The organism is Pseudomonas sp. AC242 (genome assembly GCF_979258655.1).
The window spans coordinates 6,156,238-6,179,239 of the sequence record NZ_OZ409873.1 but is presented as its reverse complement, the minus strand read 5'-3'; the positions used below and the strand labels follow the sequence as shown (position 1 = coordinate 6,179,239).

Genomic DNA, 23,002 nt, shown 5'->3' with positions numbered 1-23,002 from the left:
TGTTAAAACCTCATCAAACTCTTCAGGCGCATATCACTGCGGGTTGGCACGAGTGCTGGAAAGCAACGATTTCAGGTTGGCAGCCTTGGGCTTGACCAGCCAGAAACGGCGCAGGTAGTCATCGAGGTTTTCGGCGAGTTCACGACCCCACTCGCTATCGGTTTCCGCGACGTACTCGTTCAGCACGTTTTGCAGGTGGCTGCGATAGGCTTCCATCGCCTCGCCGCTGATCCGCTGGATTTCCACCAGTTCGTGGTTGACCCGGTCAACGAAGGTGTTGTCCTGATCGAGCACGTAGGCGAAACCACCGGTCATGCCAGAGCCGAAGTTGTAACCGGTCTTGCCCAGCACGCAGACGAAACCACCGGTCATGTACTCACAGCAGTGATCGCCAGTGCCTTCCACAACCGTGTGGGCACCGGAGTTACGCACGGCGAAACGCTCGCCTGCGGTGCCGGCGGCGAACAACTTGCCGCCAGTGGCGCCGTACAGACAGGTGTTGCCGATGATGGCGCTTTCCTGAGTTTTGTAAACGCTGCCCTTCGGCGGCACGATGGTCAGCTTGCCACCGGTCATGCCTTTGCCGACGTAGTCGTTGGCATCGCCTTCGAGGTACATGTTCAGACCGCCGGCGTTCCACACGCCGAAGCTCTGACCGGCAGTGCCTTTGAAGCGGAAGGTGATCGGCGCTTTCGCCATCCCTTGGTTGCCATGCTTGCGGGCGATTTCGCCGGAGATCCGCGCGCCGATCGAACGGTCGCAGTTGCAGATATCCAGATCGAACTCGGCGCAGCTCATGTCGTTGATCGCCGACGAAGCCATCTCGACCATTTTCTCGGCCAGCAGGCCCTGGTCGAACGGCGGGTTACGCTCAACGCCGCAGAACTGTGGCTTGTCCGCCGGGATGTGATCGCTGCCCAACAGCGGCGTCAGATCCAGGTGGTTTTGCTTGGCGGTCTGGCCTTCGAGGATTTCCAGCAGATCGGTACGACCGATCAGCTCTTCGAGGGAGCGCACGCCGAGCTTGGCCAGCCACTCACGGGTTTCTTCGGCGACGTAGGTGAAGAAGTTCACCACCATATCGACGGTACCGATGTAGTGATCCTTGCGCAGCTTCTCGTTCTGCGTCGCGACGCCGGTGGCGCAGTTGTTCAGGTGGCAGATACGCAGGTATTTGCAGCCCAGCGCGATCATTGGCGCAGTACCGAAGCCGAAGCTTTCAGCGCCGAGAATCGCTGCCTTGATCACGTCGAGGCCGGTTTTCAGGCCGCCGTCAGTCTGCACCCGGACTTTGCCGCGCAGGTCGTTGCCGCGCAGGGTCTGGTGGGTTTCAGCGAGGCCGAGTTCCCACGGTGCGCCGGCGTATTTGATCGAAGTCAGCGGCGAAGCACCGGTGCCACCGTCGTAGCCGGAGATGGTGATCAAGTCCGCGTAGGCCTTGGCCACACCGGCGGCGATGGTGCCGACGCCTGCTTCTGCAACCAGTTTCACCGAAACCAGCGCCTTCGGGTTGACCTGTTTCAAGTCGAAAATCAGCTGCGACAAGTCTTCGATCGAATAGATGTCGTGGTGCGGCGGTGGCGAAATCAGCGTCACGCCCGGCACTGCGTAACGCAGCTTGGCGATCAGCCCGTTGACTTTACCGCCCGGCAGTTGCCCGCCCTCGCCCGGCTTGGCGCCCTGTGCGACCTTGATCTGCAGCACTTCAGCGTTGACCAGGTATTCCGGGGTTACGCCGAAACGGCCAGTCGCGACCTGCTTGATTTTCGAGCTCTTGATGGTGCCGTAACGCGCCGGATCTTCACCACCTTCGCCGGAGTTGGAACGCGCACCGAGGCGGTTCATGGCTTCAGCCAGGGCTTCGTGAGCTTCCGGCGACAGTGCGCCCAGCGAGATACCGGCGGAGTCGAAGCGCTTGAGCACCGATTCCAGCGGCTCGATTTCACTGATGTCCAGCGGCGTATCGAGGGTCTTGACCTTGAACAGGTCGCGGATCATCGACACCGGACGGTTGTCCACCAGCGAGGTGTATTCCTTGAACTTGGCGTAGTCGCCCTGCTGCACGGCGGCTTGCAGGGTGTTGACCACGTCCGGGTTGTACGCGTGATATTCGCCACCGTGGACGAACTTCAGCAGACCGCCCTGCTGGATCGGCTTGCGCGGACTCCAGGCTTCGCTGGCGAGTGCTTTCTGCTCGGCTTCGATGTCGACGAAACGCGCACCCTTGATGCGGCTCGGCACACCACGGAAGCTCAGCTCGCAGACTTCTTCGGACAGGCCGATGGCTTCGAACAACTGAGCGCCACGGTACGAAGCGATGGTCGAGATGCCCATCTTCGACAGAATCTTCAGCAGACCTTTGGTGATGCCTTTGCGGTAGTTCTTGAACACCTCATAGAGGTCGCCCAGCACTTCACCGGTACGGATCAGGTCGCCCAGCACTTCGTAGGCCAGGAACGGATAGACCGCCGAGGCGCCGAAACCGATCAGCACCGCAAAGTGATGCGGGTCACGGGCGGTAGCGGTTTCAACAAGGATGTTGGAATCGCAGCGCAGGCCTTTTTCGGTCAGCCGGTGGTGCACGGCACCGGTCGCCAGCGAGGCGTGGATCGGCAGCTTGCCTGGGGCGATATGACGGTCGCTCAGAACGATCTGGGTACGACCGGCGCGCACGGCTTCTTCAGCCTGATCGGCAACGTTGCGGATCGCCGCTTCGAGGCCAACGCTTTCGTCGTAGTTGAGGTCGATGATCTGCCGTTCGAAACCCGGGCGGTCGAGGTTCATCAGCGAGCGCCACTTGGCCGGCGAGATCACTGGCGAGCTGAGGATCACGCGCGAGGCGTGTTCCGGCGACTCCTGGAAAATGTTGCGCTCGGCACCGAGGCAGATTTCCAGCGACATCACGATCGCTTCACGCAGCGGGTCGATCGGCGGGTTGGTGACCTGCGCGAACTGCTGACGGAAATAGTCGTACGGCGTGCGCACACGCTGGGACAGCACGGCCATCGGCGTGTCGTCGCCCATCGAGCCAACGGCTTCGTAGCCTTGCTCGCCAAGCGGACGCAGGACCTGATCGCGCTCTTCGAACGTGACCTGATACATCTTCATGTATTGCTTGAGCTGATCGACGTCGTAAAACGCCGAACCGTGGTCGTTGTCTTCCATGGTCGCCTGAATGCGCAGGGCATTCTTGCGCAGCCATTGCTTGTACGGATGACGGGATTTCAGACGGTTGTCGATCGCATCGGTGTCGAGGATCTGCCCGGTTTCGGTGTCCACCGCGAAGATCTGCCCAGGGCCGACACGGCCTTTGGCAATCACGTCTTCCGGCTTGTAATCCCACACGCCGATTTCCGACGCGAGGGTAATGAAACCGTTGGTGGTGGTGACCCAACGCGCCGGTCGCAGACCGTTACGGTCGAGCAGGCACACCGCGTAGCGACCATCGGTCATGACCACGCCGGCCGGACCGTCCCACGGCTCCATGTGCATCGAGTTGTACTCGTAGAACGCACGCAGATCCGGGTCCATGGTTTCGACGTTCTGCCACGCCGGCGGAATGATCATCCGCACGCCACGGAACAGGTCGATACCACCGGTGACCATCAGCTCGAGCATGTTGTCCATGCTCGAGGAGTCGGAACCGACACGGTTGACCAGCGGGCCGAGTTCTTCCAGATCCATCAGATCGTTGCTGAACTTGGTCCGACGGGCCTGCGCCCAGTTACGGTTACCGGTGATGGTATTGATCTCGCCGTTGTGGGCGAGGAAGCGGAATGGCTGCGCCAGCGGCCATTTCGGCAGGGTGTTGGTGGAGAAGCGCTGGTGGAACACGCAGATCGCGGTTTGCAGGCGCTCGTCACTCAAGTCCGGATAGAACGCGGCCAGATCGGCCGGCATCATCAGGCCTTTATAGATGATGGTTTTGTGCGAAAAGCTGCAGATGTAGTGGTCGGAGTCGACGGCGTTGGATACCGACGAACGGCGACGGGCACTGAACAGCTTCACGGCCATGTCCTGATCGCTCAGGCCTTCGCCGCCGATGTACACCTGCTCGATCTGCGGCAGGCGCTCGAGAGCGAGGCGGCCGAGGACGCTGGTGTCGATTGGCACTTTACGCCAGCCGATCAGTTGCAGGCCTTCAGCGAGGATCTCGCGGTTCATGTTCTCGCGAGCGGCTTCGGCCTTGACCGGATCCTGGTTGAAGAAAACCATGCCCACCGCGTATTGCTTGGGCAACTCGACGCTGAAGGTTTCCTGGGCAATGGCTCGCAGGAACGCGTCAGGTTTTTGAATCAGCAGACCGCAACCGTCACCGGTCTTGCCGTCGGCATTAATCCCACCGCGGTGGGTCATGCAGGTCAGGGCCTCGATGGCCGTTTGCAAAAGGGTATGACTGGGCTCGCCCTGCATATGGGCTATCAGGCCGAAACCGCAGTTATCCTTGAATTCATCTGGTTGGTACAGACCTGCTTTCATAGACACTTTCTCACCAGGCTGCCTCTTTTCGAGGCAAATTTCTTTTCAATTCAACCACTTGCGTCCTGCGCCGAACGTACGCCGGCTTGGCGGGGGCAAAAGGGTGGTCATTGTACACAGCGACACAGAGGCTCACAAATTTGACGACGAAATGTCGCAAATTCATGTCGCATTTGTGAAAGGTTTAAAGCGATCTGCTGTGCTAGTCAAAACTTTTTTAATTTTGACCGCAACGACTCAAAGACTACTGTAACGCAGACACCACAAGGCACGCGGTCTGTAGAGACGGCGCGCACTTGCAGAAATTTTGAGGTGCTTGGAGAGGCGGCCTGGGTAAGGCCGCCGAATCTTCAGCGAGTTGTTGCCAGTTCCTGTTGGACGCTGGCGACAGTGCGAGGCCAAGGTTTACCAGCCTGAACCTTCGCTGGCAAGGCCTTGATGGCAGAAACGGCTGCATCACGATTAGCGAAGTTGCCATAGGTGATCACATAGAGAGGCTTGCCGTTGAGCACTTTCTTGAAATAACGGTACTCGCCGCCCTGCTCTTTGACGAAGTTTTGCGCCGCCGCTTCAGAGCTGGTGCCGAGGATCTGCACCACGTAGTTGCCGGTCGGCTGACCGGCGTACCAGCTGCCACCGGCGGCTTTGGCAACGGTCACCGGCTTCTCGGCCGGTTTGGCAGCGGCGACTGGCTTGGCTGGCGCTGGAGCCGGTTTGGCGACTGGCGCGGCTGGAGCAGGCTTGGCGGTGGCAACTTGCGTCGGCGCCGGGGTGGGCTTGGCGGCTGGCAACGGAACCGGTGTCGGCGCGGGACCGGCCGGAACGCCCGCAGGCGGTGCGGAAGTGGTTACGGTCGGCGGGGTATTGCTGGAACCTTCCAGTGGCACACCATCGTCGCCTTCGGTAATACCGCCGGCCGCTTCGGCCAACGGGCCGCGCATGACCGGTTGCGAGTTGCCGACCAGCGGCAACGGCATCGGCTGTGTATTACCGGCGAACTCGACGTTCGGCGCGCCGCCATTGGCTGCGCCCTGGCCCAATGGCAACTGTGCCTGCTCATTGGCCGGTGCACCGGTGGTCGGCGCCTTGTTGCGACCCGGCATCAGCCAGGCGGCAGCGACCGCGACCACAACGACGGCGGAAATGGCCAATACGTGTTTCTTCGGCATGTTGAACCCCATACTTGGACGCTTGACCGCTGAGCGGCTGGCAATCATGACTTCGATCAGAGCATCGCGAGCGACCTGGTTGATGTTGCCCGGCCAACCCTCGGCACTTTCGTGAATATCAGAGATCTGATCTGCGGTGAAAAGTTCGACACCCCGGCCGGCACCTTCGAGCCGTTGGTCGAGATATTCGCGAGTCTCTTCTTCGGTGTAAGGCTGCAACTCGATGACGTGAAAGCGCTCTTCCTCAAGGTGCAAAGCCTCAAGCTGAGCGATCAGCGACGACTCACCGAACAGGAACACGTGCGGGCGACCTTCCGGTGCGCCGGCACCCAGCGCCATCAGCGCTTCGAGGGCGGATTCATCGAGCTGCTCGGCGTCATCCACCAACAGATAGACTTCCTGACCGGTCAACGCGAGTTGCACCACTTGTTCCAGAATCGCGCCAACATCGGCCTGAGCGACGTTCAGTGCCTGCGCCACTTGGCGCAGCACGCCAGCGGCATCACCGGCGCCACGGGCGGAAACCACCACGCTCTGCACCGACTGCTTGTTGGTGCTGGCGACCAGCGCCTGGCGCAGCAGCGTCTTGCCGCTGCCTTGCGGGCCAGTGACCACCAGTAGCAACTGGCTGTAACGCGCCAGATGATGCAACTGCCCCAGCACCGGTTTGCGCTGGGCCGGGAAGAACTTGAAGCCCGGCACGCGTGGCGCGAACGGGTCGTGACTTAACTGGAAATGGCCGAGGAACGCCTCGTCGGCATGCAAACTAGTCATCGGAATCTTATTAACCTTTAAGCTGAGCCAGGGCGCGGTAATCCGCTCCCAGCGTGGCCTGTAGAACCTCTTTCGGATAATCGTCGGTCACTACCGCTTCGCCCATCCGGCGCAGCAGCACCAGGCGCAGACGACCGTCGATCACTTTTTTGTCGATTGCCATGTGTTGAAGAAAATCGGCCTCGGTCATTTCAGTCGGTGGCACCACCGGCAGACCGGCGCGCTGGAACAGGCGGATACCGCGATCGCGCTCCTCATCACTGATCCAGCCCAGACGCGCAGACATCTCCAGCGCCATCACCGTGCCAGCTGCGACCGCTTCCCCATGCAACCAGACACCATAGCCCATGTGGGTCTCGATGGCGTGACCAAAGGTGTGGCCAAGGTTGAGCGTGGCGCGCACACCGGTTTCCTTCTCATCGGCGCCGACCACCGCAGCCTTGGCTGCGCAGGAGCGCTCGATGGCGTAAGTCAGGGCTTTCTGGTCCAGTGCGCGCAGGGCGTCGACGTTGTCTTCGAGCCAGGTCAGGAACGGCTCGTCGCAGATCAGCCCGTACTTGATGACTTCCGCCAGGCCGGCAGACAGTTCGCGCTCTGGCAGGGTTTTCAGGGACGCCGTATCGATCAGCACCACGTTCGGCTGATAGAACGCGCCGACCATGTTCTTGCCCAGCGGATGGTTGATACCGGTCTTGCCGCCCACCGATGAATCGACCTGAGAAAGCAAAGTGGTTGGAATCTGGATGAAGTCGACGCCGCGCTGATAGCAGGATGCGGCGAAACCGGCCATGTCGCCGATCACACCGCCGCCCAAGGCGATCACGGTGGTGCGGCGATCATGACGGGCGGTCAGCAGACCGTCGAAGATCAGTTGCAGGGTTTCCCAGTTCTTGAAGGCTTCGCCGTCCGGCAGCACCACGGAGATCACCGAGAACTGCGCGAGGCTGCGGGTCAGACGTTCAAGATAGAGCGGCGCAACGGTCTCGTTGGAGATAATTGCCACTTGCCGCCCATGGATGTGCGGAGCCAGCAACTCGGGCTGATCCAACAAACCTTCGCCAATATGAATCGGGTAGCTGCGCTCGCCTAGATCGACCTTGAGTGTCTGCATGTGTCCCCACAGTGAAGATGGAAGCAGGCGTCCTGCCCTGAATTATTGGTTGTCTGCGGCCTACAGCGGGTATGACGCCGCTCGCACGCCATCCGCCACAACCTCGACGGGCTGTGACAGGACGCCGAGGATAGCGCATTTCGAACGATGCTTTAACGGGGTGGAAGCTGCGCCAGACGATCAAGAATGTCGAGCACCACCATGCGTGGCGGCCGTTCGTCGGTTTCCACCACCAGATCGGCGATTTCCCGATAGAGCGGATCGCGGATCGCCAGCAGGTCGCGCAGGGTTTTCTCCGGATTGGCGGTGCGCAGCAACGGCCGATTGCGGTCGCGCGCCGTGCGGCCGACTTGCTGTTCGACGGAGGCGTGCAGATACACCACTCGCCCACCCTCATGCAGGGCCTTGCGATTGGCATCGCGCATGACGGCGCCACCGCCGGTCGCCAAGACCACGCCGTCGAACGCGCACAGCTCGGCAATCATCGCCTGCTCACGGTCACGAAAGCCGGGCTCGCCTTCCTTGTCGAAGATCCACGGGATATTGGCGCCCGTGCGCAGTTCAATTTCCTTGTCGGAATCTTTGAACGGCAGGCGCAGCTCTTTGGCCAGCAACCGGCCGATGGTGCTTTTGCCAGCGCCCATCGGTCCTACAAGAATCAAATTTCGCACAGAATCAACGACTCACAGCAATCGCCTGGTTATTCATGATACGTGGTGTGAGAAATACCAGCAGCTCGGATTTTTTCTCCGAAACCACATCACGCCGGAAAAGGCGGCCAAGATACGGCACATCGCCAAGAAATGGCACCTTATCTACGACCTTGCTTTGAGTATTTGAGAAAACACCGCCAATCACGATGGTTTCGCCGTCGTTGACCAGCACTTTGGCGTTGACCTCGTTTTTCTTGATTGGCGGCACATCCTGCACTTTGTTCAGGTAATCCGGTTCGTCCTTGGTGACCTTGACCTCCATGATGATGCGGTTGTCGGGGGTGATCTGCGGCGTCACTTCCAGCGATAGCGAGGCTTCCTTGAACGACACCGAAGTCGCACCACTGGAGCTGGCTTCCTGATACGGAATTTCAGTGCCTTTGAGGATTTTGGCGGTTTCCTTGTCGGAGGTGACCACTTTCGGTTGCGAGACGATTTCACCGTTGCCGGTTTTCTCCATCGCTGTCAGCTCAAGATCGAGCAGGACATTGTCAGTGATGAAGGCAATGCCAATCCCTGAAGTATTGCCCACGGTACCCATGTCGACGAACGGTGAGTTGGTGCTGGTGCTGCCGGGTGTACCAATGGTGGTCGACGAACCGTTGACTCCGGAGGCGTTCCAGTTGCCCTTGTTCTGAATCGACCCGCCCCAGCGCACACCCAGACTTTTATCGTAATCGACGTTGGCCTCGACAATTCGCGCCTCGATCATTACCTGACGCACCGGGATATCCAGCTGTGCCACGATTCGCCGCAGTTCGTCGAGGCGATCCTGGGTCTGGTAGGCGATGATGTTGTTGGTCCGCTCATCGACGGTAATCGAACCGCGTTCATCGATTTTCGCTTCGGCACTGGTCACCGACTGGAACAACTTGGCGATGTCTGCTGCCTTGGCGTAGTTCACTTGCAGCAGCTCACGGCGCAACGGCGCCAGTTCGGCGATCTGTTTCTGCGACTCCAGTTCCTGGCGCTCGCGTGCTGCGATTTCATCGGCTGGAGCGACCAGCAGCACGTTACCGATCTTGCGTTTATCCAGGCCTTTGGTTTTCAACACCAGATCCAGCGCCTGATCCCACGGCACGTTTTGCAGGCGCAAGGTGATGCCACCCTGCACCGTGTCGCTGGCGACCAGATTGAGATTGGTGAAGTCGGCGATCAGTTGCAGCACCGAGCGCACATCAATGTCCTGGAAGTTCAGCGAAAGCTTTTCGCCCACGTACGCCTGACGGTCAGCGTTGCGTTTTTGCAGGTCATCGACCGTCATTGGGCGGATGCTGACGGTCAGTTTGTTGTCGGTCTGGAAGGTGGAGTACTCGTAGGTGCCGCTGGGCTCGACGGTAACAACCGTGCGATCAGCGGTCACTGCGGCATTGACGAACTGCACCGGGGTGGCGAAATCCTTGACGTCGAGGCGCACCCGCAGCTTCTCCGGCAACTGCGTGCGGGCGAAACTGAGAATGATCTTGCCGTCATGCTCCTGGATATCCGGGGCGATGGTCGGATCGGAAAGGTCGATGACGACATTGCCTTCGCCTGCTGTTCCACGCTGGAAATCCACACCGCGAATCGCCCGGCTTTTCGGTACAAATGCCTTGGTGGGCGCAGTAGCTTTTGCAGTAGCACGAGGCGCAACGACAGCAGGACGCGGCGCAGCTGCCGGTGCGCCCTGACCGACGACCACGAACAGGTTATTGCCCTCGACCCGCGTGGTGTAAGGCGCCAGCTGCGTCAGGCTGACAATCAGCCGCGTGCGCTCCTTGGCTTCGACCACCGTGGCCGTTCGCGCATTGCCACTACCCAGATCGAGGTTCTTGCTGGCCAACTGACTGGCAACACCGGGCAGATCCAACGCAATCCGCGCCGGTGATTCAGTGGTGTAGCCCTTGGGCTGCGGCGGCGGGCCGTCGAACGACAACTTCAGCTCGACGCGATCACCCGGCAACGCCGCGACATCCAGCGTCTTCAGATTGGCCGCGAGTACCATCGGCGACATCAGCGCTATCCATAGCGAAAAACCGAGGGTGGAGAAAATCCTGTTCATTGTTCGACTTCCACTATGAGTGCTCTTTCAAAGGAATGGTGCGCGGACGCTCCAGCCAGGCGCCTTCGCCGTCGGGCACGATCTCGACCACATCGACCTGGGTGGCGCTGATGGCGACGATGCGACCGTCGTTGCGCCCCAGGTAATCGCCGACTTTCAGCCGGTGCACCGCGCCCGCTCCGCGCAACAATGCGAAGGAGCCGGAAGCATTGGCAATCGTGCCGACCATCTCGAACTGCTCGATGTTGAAACCTTCGAGGTATTGCTTGACCCGGTTGGGGTCGGGTTTGACGTTGCGTGAGCCATGTTTCTGCCCGGCCAGATCGACCCGCACCTGGCGCGAGAACGGACTGCGCAGGTTGGCCGCGCTGTAAGTGAATGTGGGGTAAGACCGGAATGTCGGGGTTGGTTCAATCTTGCCTGCCGGGCGCAGGCGCACTTCGTTCAGGTAGGCATCGAGATCGCTGAAGTCATCGCTGCCACCACAACCGTTCAGCGCGAGCAGCGCCATCGACAACGCGATGTAACGAATCGGGCTCATTTCTGCAGCCCCTTGTCGTTATAGCGATAGGTCTTGGCAAGGATGCTCATGCGCAGCTTCGGCCCGCCCTCTTTATCGGCAGGAGCGAGTTCGAAATCATGCAAGGTGACAATGCGCGGCAGCCCGGCCACGCCACTGACGAAAGTGGCCAGGTCGTGATAGGCGCCGGTGACGGTGATCTGGATCGGTAGCTCGATGTAAAACTGCTGAGTGACCTCCGGCAGCAGTTTGATCTCTTCGAACTCCAGGCCACTGCCCAGGCCAGTACGGGTGATGTCTTCGAGCAGGCCCGGCACTTCGGTGTCACTGGGCAATTGCCGCAGCAGCACGCCGAAGGTATTTTCCATTTCCTTCATTTGCTGGGTGTACAGCTCGAGATTGGCTGACAGGCGCGCCTTGCTGGCGAACTGTTCCTTGAGCGCGACTTCTTCTTCGCGCTTGGCCTCCAGCTGGTTTTCCAGATCGCTGATGAAAAAGTTATAGCCAAGCGCCAACACCAGCACCATCAACAGCGCTCCGGCCATGGCTTTCACGGCGGCCGGCCAGGAACCGATGTTGCTGGTGTCGAGATCGTTGAAATCAATGTCGCGCAGACTTTCCAGCCATTCGGACGGCTTCATTGCTCGTCCTCCACGGTGCGGGGTTGGGTCTGCCGTACCGTCAGTTCAAAGGTGTTGGCCTGATCCACCTGGCCTGCAGTCGTTGCCTTCACCTCATTGAGGCTCGGTGCGTCGAACCAGTCGGAGGCCTCCAGATTGCGCATCAGGTCTGAGACCCGATTGTTCGATTCGGCAGCACCACTGATCGACAGGGTTTTGCCGACCATCTTCACATCGGTGAAATACACGCCGTCCGGCAGCGTACGCGCCAGCTGATCGAAGATTCGCCCGCTGATCTGCCGGTTGCCCTGCAAATCCTGAATGATGCGCATGCGTTCGACCAATTGCTGACGGCGCGCCTTGAGTTCGCTGATCTGCTTGATTCGTTCGTCGACCACGGCGATCTGCTTGCCGATGTAGTCGTTGCGCGCCACTTGCCGCTCAATGGCCGCGCTGATCACCTGATCGGCAATCAGCACCGCTCCGACCGAGCCGACCACCACTCCGATCAAGGCCAGCAGAAAGCGTTTGCGCCGTTCTTCGCGACGCTCTTCGCGCCACGGCAGGAGGTTGATCCGCGCCATCAGTCGAAACTCCTGAGCGCGAGCCCGCAGGCGATCATCAGCGCCGGCGCATCGCTGGCCAATGCTCCAGCGTTAACCTTGCTGCTCAAGGCCATGCTGGCAAAGGGATTGGCTACTTGCGTCGGCGTATTCAGGCGCTGCTCGATCAAACGGTCCAGCCCTGGCACCGACGCCGTGCCGCCGGCCAACAGAATGTGATCGACCGCGTTGTATTGGCCGGAGGCGAAGAAGAATTGCAGCGAGCGCGACACTTGCTGCACCAGCGCCTCGCGAAACGGCTGCAAGACCTCGCTGATGTAATCATCGGGCAGACCACCCTGCTTTTTCGCCAGCCCGGCCTGCTCGAGGGTCAGGCCATAGCGGCGCTGGATTTCCTCGGTCAGTTGCCGGCCACCGAACAATTGCTCGCGGGTATAGATGATCTTGCCGTTGTGCAGGACGCTGAGGGTGGTCATGGTCGCGCCGATGTCGACCACCGCGACGGTCAGACGCTCCTGCGAGGCCGCCAGTTGCGTCGCAAGCAGGCCGAATGAACGCTCCAGCGCATAGGCCTCGACATCGACCACCCGCGCCGTCAGGCCAGCGAGGGCAAGCGCCGCTTCACGGACTTCGACGTTTTCCTTGCGACAGGCGGCGAGCAACACGTTGACCCGCTCGGGATTGCGCGGCGATACACCCTGGACTTCGAAATCGATGGCGACTTCGTCCAGCGGGTAGGGAATATATTGGTCGGCTTCGATCTTGAGCTGGTTTTCCAGCTCGTCGTCGGACAGCCCGGCGTCCATTTCGATGACTTTGGTGATCACCGCAGAACCGGCCACCGCGACCGCCACGCTCTTGAGCCCGGTGCGCGCCTTGACCAGCACACGGCTCAGGGCCTGACCGACGCCTTCAAGTTCGGCGATGTTTTTTTCGACCACGGCGTTGACCGGCAACGGCTCTACCGCATACGCCTCGACCCGGTAGCGATCACCCTGACGGCTCAGTTCCAGCAGCTTCACTGACGTGGAACTGATGTCGATCCCCAGTAACGTATTGGCCTTTTTATTGAAGAGTCCCAGCACTACCAATTCCCTATGACTTTCCGTGAGTTACGGACTCTGTAATACGCATTGCGTTCCTTCACCCCGTCTTGACAGAAGCGCAAATGACGCCCCCAGCAGAAAAGTGCTTATAATGCCCAGCGTTTTTTTCCGCTTTTTACTGCAAGCGCGGATGGTTCTGTGTGTAGCCGGAGCCCCGTCGCCAAATTCATTCTTTGCCCTGGATGTCCAAAAGCCTTGATTCGTCTGCTGAAATTTTTCGGTTGGTCCATCGTCGCCGTTTTCTGCGGACTGCTTTTAGGTCTCAGCGGCGCGTTTCTTTACCTTAGTCCGGGTTTGCCGTCTGTGGAGGCTCTGCGAAGCATTCAGTTGCAGATTCCGTTGCGGGTCTACAGCAGCGACAACAAGTTGATCGCAGAATTTGGCGAAATGCGCCGTACACCGATCCGTTTCGCCGACATTCCCCCCAATTTCATTAATGCGTTACTAAGTGCTGAAGACGACAATTTCGCCAACCACTATGGCGTCGATCCGAGCAGCCTGATGCGCGCCGCGACCCAACTGGTCAAGAGCGGGCACATTCAGTCCGGTGGCAGCACCATCACCATGCAGGTGGCGAAGAACTTCTTCCTGACCAGCGAACGCAGTTTTTCGCGCAAAACCACCGAAATCCTTCTGGCCCTGCAGATCGAGCGGCAGCTGACCAAGGATGAAATCCTTGAGCTGTACGTGAACAAGATCTATCTGGGCAACCGCGCCTATGGCATCGAAGCGGCGGCGCAGGTGTATTACGGCAAGTCGATCCGTGATGTCAGCCTGGCGCAGATGGCGATGATCGCCGGCCTGCCGAAAGCGCCTTCGCGCTTCAACCCGCTGGCCAACCCGGCACGCAGCAAAGAACGCCGCGACTGGATCCTCGGGCGCATGTACAAGCTCGGCAAGATCAGCGAAGCGGACTACACCGCCGCGATCAACGAGCCGCTGAACGCCAGCTATCACGTGCCAACCCCGGAAGTGAACGCGCCGTACATCGCCGAGATGGCCCGCGCCGAAATGGTCGGCCGCTATGGCAGCGACGCTTACACCGAAGGTTTCCGCGTCACCACCACGGTGCCGAGCAACCTGCAGGAAATGGCTAACACCGCGCTGCACGAAGGCCTGATGACCTACGACCAGCGTCACGGCTACCGTGGCCCCGAGTCGCGCCTGCCGGGCAAGACCCGTGAGGCATGGGCCAGCGAACTGACCAAACAACGCACGATCAGCAGCCTCGAACCGGCCATCGTCACCCAGGTCGACAAGAACGGCCTGCAAGTGCTGACGCGCACCGGCGAAGAGCACGTCGCCTGGGATACCATGAAATGGGCACGACCGTTCCTCAACACCAACAGCATGGGCGCCAATCCGCGTCAGCCGTCGGATGTTGCACAGGTCGGCGATCTGGTTCGCGTGCAGCGCCAGAAAGACAATTCGCTGAAATTCAGCCAGATCCCGCAGGCACAAGGTGCACTGGTGTCGCTGGACCCGCAGAACGGTGCGATTCGCTCGCTGGTCGGCGGTTTCGCCTTCGAGCAGAGCAACTACAACCGCGCCATGCAGGCCAAGCGTCAGCCGGGCTCGAGCTTCAAGCCGTTCGTCTACAGCGCTGCGCTGGACAGCGGCTATACCGCTGCCACGCTGGTCAACGACGCGCCGATCGTGTTCGTCGACGAGTACCTGGACAAGGTCTGGCGTCCGAAGAACGACACCAACACCTTCCTCGGCCCGATCCGTTTGCGTGAAGCGCTGTACAAGTCGCGCAACCTCGTGTCGATCCGCCTGCTGCAGGCGATGGGCGTGGGCAAAACCATCGACTACATCACCCGTTTCGGCTTCAACAAGCAGGATCTGCCGCCAAACCTGTCGCTGGCGCTGGGCACTGCAACGCTGACGCCGATGGAGATTGCCACCGGTTGGAGTACGTTCGCCAACGGCGGCTACAAGATCACTCCGTACATCATCGACAAGATTGAAAGCCGCAACGGCGACACGCTGTTCGTCGCCAACCCGCCGACCGTGCCTCAGGGTGGTTCGGCGACGGACGGTATCGCAGCACCGAACAGCGAGTCGTTTACGGTCAACGCCACACCGGTTGCAGGTGAAGTCCCGGGCAACGCAGCCGTGCCACAAACGCCGGCAGTGGCTGAGCGGATTGTCGATGGTCGCACCACGTACATCCTCAACAGCATGTTGCAGGACGTGATCAAGCTCGGCACCGGCCGTCGCGCACTGGCCATGGGCCGCAGCGATATCGCCGGGAAAACCGGTACCACCAACGAATCGAAAGACGCGTGGTTCTCCGGGTATAACGCCGACTACGTGACCACGGTGTGGACCGGCTTCGATCAGCCGGAAAGCCTCGGACGCCGTGAGTTCGGCGGTACTGTGGCGCTGCCGATCTGGATGAACTACATGTCGGCTGCGCTCAAGGACAAGCCGCCGCACGTGCAGCCTGAGCCGGAAGGTTTGCTGAGCTTGCGTGTGGACCCGGTCAGTGGCCGTGCGGCGACGCCGAGCACACCCGGCGCGTACTTCGAGCTGTTCAAGTCTGAAGACACGCCACCGTCGGTGAATGAACTGGGCAATGGCGCCGTACCGGGCAGCCCGCTGCCAGCAGATGAGCAGGCGCCGATCGACTTGTTCTGATCCAACGGTATTGAAAAGCCCCGCCTTCGTGAGAAGTGCGGGGCTTTTTTATGGCTGAAGATCAAGAGCCCCTCACCCTAGCCCTCTCCCGGAGGGAGAGGGGACTGATTGGGGGATGCTGGTGAGTGATGCCGACCTGAACGTGCTGTGCTGAATCCATAGGCGCTAATGCACTTTCAGGTCGGTGTATCTCGCGAATCTTCCACGGTCAGTCCCCTCTCCCTCAGGGAGAGGGGGCTCTTGATCTTCGGGCAATAAAAAACCCCGACTCTCACGAGCCGGGGCTTCTGTTTGAAGTGCTACAACGAATTAACCGTTGAACACGTCATCCACGCTTTTCAGCGGGTAGTTCTTCGGATACGGCAGGGTCGCCACACCGGTCTCGATCGCAGCTTTGGCCACAGCGTCGGAGATCAGGGTGATCAGGCGCTTGTCCATTGGCTTCGGAATGATGTACTCACGGCCGAATTCCAGCGGAGCACCGCCGTAGGCATCGCACACGTCCTGTGGAACCGGCAGCTTGGCCAGCTCACGCAGGGCGTTGGCCGCAGCCACTTTCATTTCTTCGTTGATGCGCTTGGCGCGAACGTCCAGGGCACCACGGAAGATGAACGGGAAGCCCAGTACGTTGTTGACCTGGTTCGGGTAGTCCGAACGGCCGGTGGCCATGATCACGTCGCTACGGGTGGCGTGCGCCAGCTCCGGGGAGATTTCCGGATCCGGGTTCGAGCAGGCGAACACGATCGGATTGGCCGCCATCGACAGCAGGCCTTCAGCGCTCAGCAGGTTCGGGCCGGACAGACCGACGAACACGTCAGCGCCTGCCAGTGCGTCAGCCAGGGTGCGCTTGTCGGTGGCGTGAGCGAACACGGCTTTGTACTGGTTCAGGTCGTCACGGCCGGAGTGGATCACGCCGGTACGATCAACCATGAAGATGTTTTCGATGCGTGCGCCCATGCTCACCAGCAGTTTCATGCAGGAGATGGCGGCAGCACCGGCGCCCAGGCAGACGATTTTCGCGTCTGGCAGGGTTTTGCCAGCGATTTCCAGAGCGTTGATCATGCCCGCAGCGGTCACGATCGCGGTGCCGTGCTGGTCATCGTGGAATACCGGAATGTCGCACTGCTCGATCAGAGCACGTTCGATCTCAAAGCACTCTGGCGCCTTGATGTCTTCCAGGTTGATGCCACCGAAGGTGATGGAGATGCGTTTTACGGTGTCGATGAAGGCTTGCGGGCTTTCGGAGTCGACTTCGATGTCGAAAACGTCGATGCCGGCGAAGCGCTTGAACAGTACGCCTTTACCTTCCATCACTGGCTTGGAAGCCAATGGGCCGAGGTTGCCCAGGCCGAGAATCGCGGTGCCATCGGAAATGACTGCAACCAGGTTGCCCTTGCCGGTGTATTTGTAGGCCAGTTCAGGATCGCGAGCGATCTCACGCACTGGTTCAGCTACGCCGGGGCTGTAGGCCAGCGACAAGTCGCGAGCGGTAGCAGTGGCCTTGGTGAGCTCGACACTCAGCTTCCCTGGACGAGGATTGGCATGATATTCGAGAGCGGCAGTTTTCAGATCAGACATTTTGGCATTCCGCTTTTTACTGTTGGACAGACTGGTCAGCGAGGATACGCGCCTCGCAAAGTCCCCACAAGACTGAGCGGTCACCCCTGTCAAGCGCCCTGCCCTACGACTTTGGGCCAAGAGCCACGGCGCACAAGGGCTGGACTGTTCACAATCGACAGAAAAAATGTCTACAATTTTTCTTCAGTGCGGCGTTTGCAACATTGATGGATCCGTCAGCGGAAGCAACCAACGTGACTGACCGGATTGCAGCCCAGCGCGCCGCGAACGATCGACGATCCAGCCGCGAGCCTCAATTTGCTTGCCTTTGAGTGCCAGCAAACGGGCATTGTCGAATTGTCCGACCAGATTGGGTGCAACGCGCAACACAAGCGCGCCCTGCAACTCGATCCAAATTCCACCGCGATTGCGCTGAACCTTGCTCACACGCCCACTGATCACGGCGAAACCCGAGCGTTGAATCTGCGCCGCTTTCAGTACAGGTGACTGCCGCCAGAGGCCCAGCCCGGCCTTTCGCGCACTGCGTTCGGCGGCTTGCTGACAGGCAACAAGATCGACATTCGGCGCAACGGCGACCTGATAACCGAGGCCATCGGCGAGCATTTGCGCTTCGAGATTGGCGCCGCTGGCACTGTAAATATGCGCGAGCGTACGCCCATAGTGGTCTTTGGCTTGCGTGCCGGGGAGCAAGCCGACACGTCCGCCGCTGGCATAGACCAGCGCTTGCAGGCGCTTGCGTGCCGCCACCGCGAAAGGTTCATCGCTGCGGCCCTGCTTGCCCAGCTCAGGCGTGTTGAGGCCGATCATCCGCACGCTGCGGCCGTCGCTCAAACGCAAGGTGTCGCCATCGACCACGCGCTGCACCGTAACGCTGGTCAATCCAGTCGGCGCCGGGCAATAGGCTTGCGCGCCGGACAGCCAAATCGCGGACACAAAAAAGGCGCCCGCGAGGGACGCCTTTTTCAGCAACGAGGAAAAGCCCACCGGGCCCTTCAACCTTACTCTGCAGCAGCAGGTTTCTTGCCGAAAGCACCGAAACGGTCTGCGAACTTCTGAACGCGACCACCGGTGTCCAGAGTCTTCTGCTTACCGGTGTAGAACGGGTGGCATTCGTTGCACACGTCGATTGGCAGAGCTTTGCCGAAAGTCGAACGGGTTTCGAACTTGTTGCCACAGCTGCAGGTAACAGCGATGACTGGGTAATTCGGGTGAATATCAGCTTTCATGGTGTCTTCCTCAGCTAGCGTGCCGCCACCCAACACTATTGTTGAATACCGCACGTAATTAGGCCGCGGATTCTACCAGACCTTTTCAAACACGCAAGCTGTCACCAAGACCGACCGTCTGCTAGGCTCCCGGCCCATTGCACTACCGCTGTGGGAGCGAGCCTGCTCGCGAAGACGATCTATCTGCCAGCATCTTCGTCGCCTGACACACTGCTTTCGCGAGCAGGCTCGCTCCCACAGGTTATGTACGCAGTCCTTTTAATCGCCTGTTGATCGAGAACCCCCCGCGTGCCCGACGCCATTCTGCGCCTCGCCTTGCCTTCGCCCTTGCGCCGCCTGTTCGACTATCGGGCGCCGGCCGGTGTGCTGCGTGAGCAATTGCAGCCGGGCATGCGCTTGCGGGTGCCGTTCGGTCGGCGCGAGATGATCGGGATTCTGGTCGAGGTCACCGACACCAGCGAAGTGCCGGTGGAGAAACTCAAACCGGCGCTGGCCCTGCTCGATGCCACCGCGCCGCTGCCACCGGCGCTGTTCAAGCTGTGCCTGTGGACATCACAGTATTATCAGCACAGCCTCGGCGACACCCTGAGCTGGGCACTGCCGGTACTGTTGCGCCAGGGTGAGCTGGCCGAGGCCCGGCAGGAGCGTTTCTGGTCGATCGTGCCCGGCGCCAGCCTTGATGATCCGCGCATCGCCCGCGCACCGCGCCAGCGTGAAGCACTGGCGACGCTGGCCCAGCACCCCCACGGCGTCGCCCATCAGTTGCTGAGCAAACTGATGCTGAGCAAGGACAGCCTCGATCTGTTGCTGGCGAAGAATCTGGTGCAAGTGGAAATCCGCCGCCATGCACCCGGCGTGCGCCATGAGCATTGGCTGGCGCAACCGGAATTGCCGCTGAACACCGAGCAGCGCGCCGCGTATGAAGCAATTCGCGCCGGTTTCGACAGTTATCACGCCTTTCTGCTCGCCGGCGTCACCGGCAGCGGCAAGACCGAAGTCTATTTGCAACTGATCCGTGAAACCCTCGAAGCCGGCAAACAGGCGCTGGTGCTGATCCCGGAGATCAACCTCGGCCCGCAGACCCTGGCGCGCTTCGAGCAGCGTTTCAATGCGCGCATCGCCCTGCTGCACTCGGCAGTCAATGACCGCGAGCGCCTCGAAGCCTGGCTCGCAGCGCGCGATGGCGAGGCCGACATTATTATCGGCACGCGTTCGGCGCTGTTCACGCCGATGAAAAACCCCGGGCTGATCATCATCGACGAAGAGCACGACGGCTCTTATAAACAGCAGGAAGGTTTGCGTTACCACGCCCGCGATCTGGCGCTGGTGCGCGCACGGCAGGAAAACATCCCGATCGTACTGGGCTCCGCGACGCCCTCGCTGGAGAGCCTGCATAACGCGTACACCGGCCGTTACGGCCTCCTGCGCCTGAACGAGCGCGCCGGTGGCGCCAAACAACCTCGTTTCCTACGTCTGGATGTAAAAAGCCGTCCACTGGACAGCGGTATTTCCGGGCCGATGCAGCAAGCCATCGGCCAGACGCTCGCCAACGGCCAACAAGTACTGGTGTTCCTCAACCGTCGCGGTTTCGCGCCGACGCTGCTCTGCCACGACTGCGGCTGGATGTCCGAGTGTTCGCGCTGCGATGCGCGGATGACCGTGCACCAACGCTACGGCGAACTGCGCTGCCACCACTGTGGCTACGTCGAACGCACCCCGCGCCAGTGCCCGAAGTGCAACAAGGTCGATCTGCGCCCGGTCGGCGCCGGCACCGAGCGTGCCGAGGAACGTCTGGCGATTCTGTTTCCCGATTACCCGGTACTGCGCGTCGACCGTGACAGCACGTCGCGCAAGGACGCGATGAATCAGCTGTTCGCGACGATTCAGAAAGGTCAGCCGTGCATTCTGGTCGGCACGCAGATGTTGGCCAAGGGGCACCATTTTCCACGGGTGACGCTGGTGTCGATTCTGGATGCTGACGGCGGCCTGTTCTCCGGCGACTTCCGCGCCAGCGAACGGATGGCGCAGTTGATCGTGCAGGTCGCCGGCCGTGCCGGGCGAGCCGAAGAGCCGGGCAAGGTGATCATCCAGACCCACCTCGCCGACCATCCTTTATTAGTACAACTTACCGAACAGGGTTATTTCGCCTTCGCCGAACAGGCTCTGAGCGAGCGTCGCGCCGCCGGCCTGCCGCCGTTTGCGCATCTGGCGTTGTTGCGCGCCGAAGCGCACAAGCCGGGGCAAGCAGAAGGTTTTCTCGATGAGGCGTGCAGCGAGGCCGAGCGTTTGCTGGCTGAGCAAAATTTGACCGGCATCGAACTGCTCGGGCCGGTGCCGGCGCCGATGGAACGCCGCGCCGGACGTTATCGCGCGCAGTTGTTGTTGCAGGCGACAGCGCGGGCACCGTTGCATCGGTTGCTGGCCAGTTGGCTGCTGGTGCTAGAGCAGATGCCGAGCGGGCGCGCGGTGCGCTGGTCGCTGGATGTCGACCCCGTCGATTTGTATTGAAGATCAAAAGATCGCAGCCTGCGCAGCTCCTACAGGAAAATGCCTATCGCCGTGTAGGAGCTGCCGCAGGCTGCGATCTTTTGATCTGAATGTCACCACATATCCATAAGCTGCCTGCTAAGGTTGGCAAGCCCGTCTTCGCAACGGATAATGCCCAGTTTTTCCACCCGCGCATCGATGCGCCCGCCGCGCTTGCGGTCGAAAGAGAAGACCATGAAAGACACCATTCGCCAGCTGATCCAACAAGCCCTCACCCAACTCGTCAACGAAGGTGTGTTGCCTGAAGGCCTGTCGCCGGCGATCCAGGTGGAGAACGCCCGCGACAAGACCCACGGCGACTTCGCCAGCAACATCGCGATGATGCTGGCCAAGCCTGCGGGCATGAAGCCGCGCGATCTGGCGGAAAAAATCATCTCCGCGCTGCCGGCTGACGAGAACGTCACCAAGGCCGAAATCGCCGGCCCGGGCTTCATCAATTTCTTCCAGAACACTCAGGCGCTGGCCTCGCGTCTCGACGCTGCCTTGGCTGATGCCCATGTTGGCGTGCGCAAGGCTGGCCCGGCGCAGCGCACTGTAGTCGACCTGTCGGCACCGAACCTGGCCAAAGAGATGCACGTCGGCCATTTGCGTTCGACCATCATTGGCGACGGCGTGGCCCGCGTACTCGAATTCCTCGGCGATGAAGTGATCCGTCAGAACCACGTTGGCGACTGGGGCACCCAGTTCGGCATGCTGATGGCGTATCTGCAGGAAAACCCGATCACCAGCGACGAGCTGTCTGACCTGGAAAACTTCTACCGCGCGGCCAAGCAGCGTTTCGACGAATCCGCAGAATTCGCCGACCGCGCCCGTGGTCTGGTGGTCAAGTTGCAGGCCGGCGACGCCGAGTGCCTGGCCCTGTGGACCAAGTTCAAGGACATCTCGCTGTCGCACTGCCAGAAGATCTACGAACTGCTCAACGTCAAACTGACCATGGCCGACGTGATGGGCGAAAGCGCCTACAACGACGACCTGATCAACGTGGTCAACGACCTGAAAGCGGCCGGCATGCTGGTCGAGAGCAACGGCGCCCAGTGTGTGTTCCTCGACGAGTTCAAGAATGCCGACGGCGACCCGCTGCCAGTGATCATCGTCAAGGCTGATGGCGGCTACCTGTACGCCACCACTGACCTGGCAGCCGTGCGCTACCGCAGCGGCAAGCTGAAAGCCGATCGCGCGCTGTACTTCGTCGACCAGCGTCAGGCCCTGCACTTCCAGCAAGTGTTCGCCGTGGCGCGCAAGGCCGGTTTCGTCACCCATCCGATGGAAATGGAACACATGGGCTTCGGCACCATGAATGGCGCCGATGGCCGTCCGTTCAAGACCCGTGACGGCGGCACCGTGAAGCTGATCGACCTGCTGACCGAAGCACAGGAACGTGCCTACAGCCTGGTGAAAGAGAAGAACCCTACGCTTGCCGAAGACGAACTGCGCAACATCGCCAAAGTCGTCGGCATCGGCGCGGTGAAGTACGCCGACCTGTCGAAGCACCGCACCAGCGACTACAGCTTCAACTTCGACCTGATGCTCAACTTCGAAGGCAACACCGCGCCGTATCTGCTCTATGCCTACACCCGCGTCGCCGGCGTGTTCCGCAAACTGGGCAAGGACTTCAGCGAAGTCGATGGCCAGATCGTGCTGGAAGCCGCACATGAGCAAGAGCTGGCGGCGAAACTGGCGCAGTTCGGCGAAGTGCTGAACAACGTGTCCGAGAAAGGCACGCCGCACATTCTCTGCACTTACCTATACGACGTTGCCGGTCTGTTCTCCAGCTTCTACGAGAACTGCCCGATCCTCGCCGCCGAAACCCCGGCCCAGATGCAGAGCCGTCTGCGTCTGGCCGCGCTGACCGGTCGCACCCTCAAGCAAGGCCTGGAGCTGCTGGGTCTGGAAACTCTGGAGCGTATGTAAG

Annotated in this window: 16 protein-coding genes; 3 read left to right on the top strand and 13 right to left on the bottom strand. The window is 60.5% G+C overall.

Annotated features, from left to right (window positions below):
* Positions 1 to 33: 33 nt before the first annotated feature.
* The 9 genes from gltB to ACZZ0A_RS27815 all read right to left on the bottom strand — a co-directional run bounded on the left by gltB (position 34) and on the right by ACZZ0A_RS27815 (position 13,075).
* Positions 34 to 4,479: a glutamate synthase large subunit gene (gltB, locus tag ACZZ0A_RS27855; RefSeq protein ID WP_463544119.1), complete on the bottom strand. Its 4,446-nt coding sequence runs from the start codon at positions 4,477 to 4,479 to the stop codon at positions 34 to 36.
* 350 nt (positions 4,480 to 4,829) lie between these two features.
* The gene (locus tag ACZZ0A_RS27850; RefSeq protein WP_123375582.1) at positions 4,830 to 6,422 is read right to left on the bottom strand and encodes an AAA family ATPase; all 1,593 of its coding nucleotides are present in this window, start codon (positions 6,420 to 6,422) and stop codon (positions 4,830 to 4,832) included.
* A gap of 10 nt (positions 6,423 to 6,432) precedes the next feature.
* On the bottom strand, positions 6,433 to 7,533 hold the full coding sequence (gene aroB / locus ACZZ0A_RS27845; RefSeq protein WP_007909430.1) for a 3-dehydroquinate synthase: 1,101 nt from the start codon (positions 7,531 to 7,533) through the stop codon (positions 6,433 to 6,435).
* A 152-nt stretch (positions 7,534 to 7,685) separates the two neighbouring features.
* Complete coding sequence (gene aroK, locus ACZZ0A_RS27840; protein ID WP_025110261.1) at positions 7,686 to 8,204, bottom strand: shikimate kinase AroK; 519 nt, start codon at positions 8,202 to 8,204, stop codon at positions 7,686 to 7,688.
* Positions 8,205 to 8,208: 4 nt separating this feature from the next.
* A complete protein-coding gene (gene pilQ, locus ACZZ0A_RS27835) occupies positions 8,209 to 10,287 on the bottom strand; it encodes a type IV pilus secretin PilQ (RefSeq protein WP_447783269.1) in 2,079 nt (692 codons plus the stop codon).
* A 13-nt stretch (positions 10,288 to 10,300) separates the two neighbouring features.
* Complete coding sequence (locus tag ACZZ0A_RS27830) at positions 10,301 to 10,828, bottom strand: pilus assembly protein PilP (RefSeq protein ID WP_007909420.1); 528 nt, start codon at positions 10,826 to 10,828, stop codon at positions 10,301 to 10,303.
* Complete coding sequence (pilO, locus tag ACZZ0A_RS27825) at positions 10,825 to 11,448, bottom strand: type 4a pilus biogenesis protein PilO (protein WP_007909415.1); 624 nt, start codon at positions 11,446 to 11,448, stop codon at positions 10,825 to 10,827. The genes ACZZ0A_RS27830 and pilO overlap by 4 nt, the downstream gene beginning before the upstream one ends.
* Positions 11,445 to 12,011 carry a PilN domain-containing protein gene (locus ACZZ0A_RS27820; RefSeq protein ID WP_095113434.1) on the bottom strand — a complete coding sequence of 189 codons (567 nt, stop codon included), beginning with the start codon at positions 12,009 to 12,011 and terminating at the stop codon, positions 11,445 to 11,447. Before ACZZ0A_RS27820 ends, pilO begins: the two co-directional genes overlap by 4 nt.
* Positions 12,011 to 13,075: a pilus assembly protein PilM gene (locus ACZZ0A_RS27815; RefSeq protein ID WP_095113433.1), complete on the bottom strand. Its 1,065-nt coding sequence runs from the start codon at positions 13,073 to 13,075 to the stop codon at positions 12,011 to 12,013. The genes ACZZ0A_RS27820 and ACZZ0A_RS27815 overlap by 1 nt, the downstream gene beginning before the upstream one ends.
* A gap of 219 nt (positions 13,076 to 13,294) precedes the next feature.
* Between ACZZ0A_RS27815 and ACZZ0A_RS27810 the strand changes: the two genes are divergently transcribed.
* Positions 13,295 to 15,739, top strand: coding sequence for a penicillin-binding protein 1A (locus ACZZ0A_RS27810; RefSeq protein ID WP_409212650.1), 2,445 nt, complete (start codon positions 13,295 to 13,297; stop codon positions 15,737 to 15,739).
* A 309-nt stretch (positions 15,740 to 16,048) separates the two neighbouring features.
* Here the strand turns inward: ACZZ0A_RS27810 and ACZZ0A_RS27805 are convergent, their stop codons facing one another.
* The 3 genes from ACZZ0A_RS27805 to rpmE all read right to left on the bottom strand — a co-directional run bounded on the left by ACZZ0A_RS27805 (position 16,049) and on the right by rpmE (position 18,543).
* On the bottom strand, positions 16,049 to 17,317 hold the full coding sequence (locus ACZZ0A_RS27805) for a malic enzyme-like NAD(P)-binding protein (protein WP_007909407.1): 1,269 nt from the start codon (positions 17,315 to 17,317) through the stop codon (positions 16,049 to 16,051).
* A gap of 183 nt (positions 17,318 to 17,500) precedes the next feature.
* Positions 17,501 to 18,301 carry a thermonuclease family protein gene (locus ACZZ0A_RS27800; protein WP_463543998.1) on the bottom strand — a complete coding sequence of 267 codons (801 nt, stop codon included), beginning with the start codon at positions 18,299 to 18,301 and terminating at the stop codon, positions 17,501 to 17,503.
* 14 nt (positions 18,302 to 18,315) lie between these two features.
* Complete coding sequence (rpmE, locus tag ACZZ0A_RS27795; RefSeq protein WP_007909403.1) at positions 18,316 to 18,543, bottom strand: 50S ribosomal protein L31; 228 nt, start codon at positions 18,541 to 18,543, stop codon at positions 18,316 to 18,318.
* Positions 18,544 to 18,831: 288 nt separating this feature from the next.
* Here rpmE and ACZZ0A_RS27790 point away from each other — a divergent pair, with 288 nt between their 5' ends.
* On the top strand, positions 18,832 to 21,051 hold the full coding sequence (locus ACZZ0A_RS27790; RefSeq protein ID WP_095113431.1) for a primosomal protein N': 2,220 nt from the start codon (positions 18,832 to 18,834) through the stop codon (positions 21,049 to 21,051).
* A gap of 92 nt (positions 21,052 to 21,143) precedes the next feature.
* Here ACZZ0A_RS27790 and ACZZ0A_RS27785 read toward each other — a convergent pair whose 3' ends face one another.
* Positions 21,144 to 21,266 (bottom strand): hypothetical protein, encoded by a 123-nt coding sequence (locus tag ACZZ0A_RS27785; RefSeq protein ID WP_256579857.1) that lies wholly within the window; start codon positions 21,264 to 21,266, stop codon positions 21,144 to 21,146.
* Here ACZZ0A_RS27785 and argS point away from each other — a divergent pair.
* The gene (gene argS, locus ACZZ0A_RS27780; protein WP_463543997.1) at positions 21,265 to 23,001 is read left to right on the top strand and encodes an arginine--tRNA ligase; all 1,737 of its coding nucleotides are present in this window, start codon (positions 21,265 to 21,267) and stop codon (positions 22,999 to 23,001) included. The genes ACZZ0A_RS27785 and argS overlap by 2 nt on opposite strands.
* Position 23,002: the final 1 nt, after the last annotated feature.

What these genes read in the sequence shown, in the direction of transcription:
- gltB (WP_463544119.1), bottom strand. Translation starts at nt 4,479, where the DNA reads ATGAAAGCAGGTCTGTACCAACCAGATGAATTCAAGGATAACTGCGGT.
- ACZZ0A_RS27850 (WP_123375582.1), bottom strand. Translation starts at nt 6,422, where the DNA reads ATGACTAGTTTGCATGCCGACGAGGCGTTCCTCGGCCATTTCCAGTTA.
- aroB (WP_007909430.1), bottom strand. Translation starts at nt 7,533, where the DNA reads ATGCAGACACTCAAGGTCGATCTAGGCGAGCGCAGCTACCCGATTCAT.
- pilQ (WP_447783269.1), bottom strand. Translation starts at nt 10,287, where the DNA reads ATGAACAGGATTTTCTCCACCCTCGGTTTTTCGCTATGGATAGCGCTG.
- ACZZ0A_RS27830 (WP_007909420.1), bottom strand. Translation starts at nt 10,828, where the DNA reads ATGAGCCCGATTCGTTACATCGCGTTGTCGATGGCGCTGCTCGCGCTG.
- pilO (WP_007909415.1), bottom strand. Translation starts at nt 11,448, where the DNA reads ATGAAGCCGTCCGAATGGCTGGAAAGTCTGCGCGACATTGATTTCAAC.
- ACZZ0A_RS27820 (WP_095113434.1), bottom strand. Translation starts at nt 12,011, where the DNA reads ATGGCGCGGATCAACCTCCTGCCGTGGCGCGAAGAGCGTCGCGAAGAA.
- ACZZ0A_RS27805 (WP_007909407.1), bottom strand. Translation starts at nt 17,317, where the DNA reads ATGTCTGATCTGAAAACTGCCGCTCTCGAATATCATGCCAATCCTCGT.
- rpmE (WP_007909403.1), bottom strand. Translation starts at nt 18,543, where the DNA reads ATGAAAGCTGATATTCACCCGAATTACCCAGTCATCGCTGTTACCTGC.
- argS (WP_463543997.1), top strand. Translation starts at nt 21,265, where the DNA reads ATGAAAGACACCATTCGCCAGCTGATCCAACAAGCCCTCACCCAACTC.
- ACZZ0A_RS27785 (WP_256579857.1), bottom strand. Translation starts at nt 21,266, where the DNA reads ATGGTCTTCTCTTTCGACCGCAAGCGCGGCGGGCGCATCGATGCGCGG.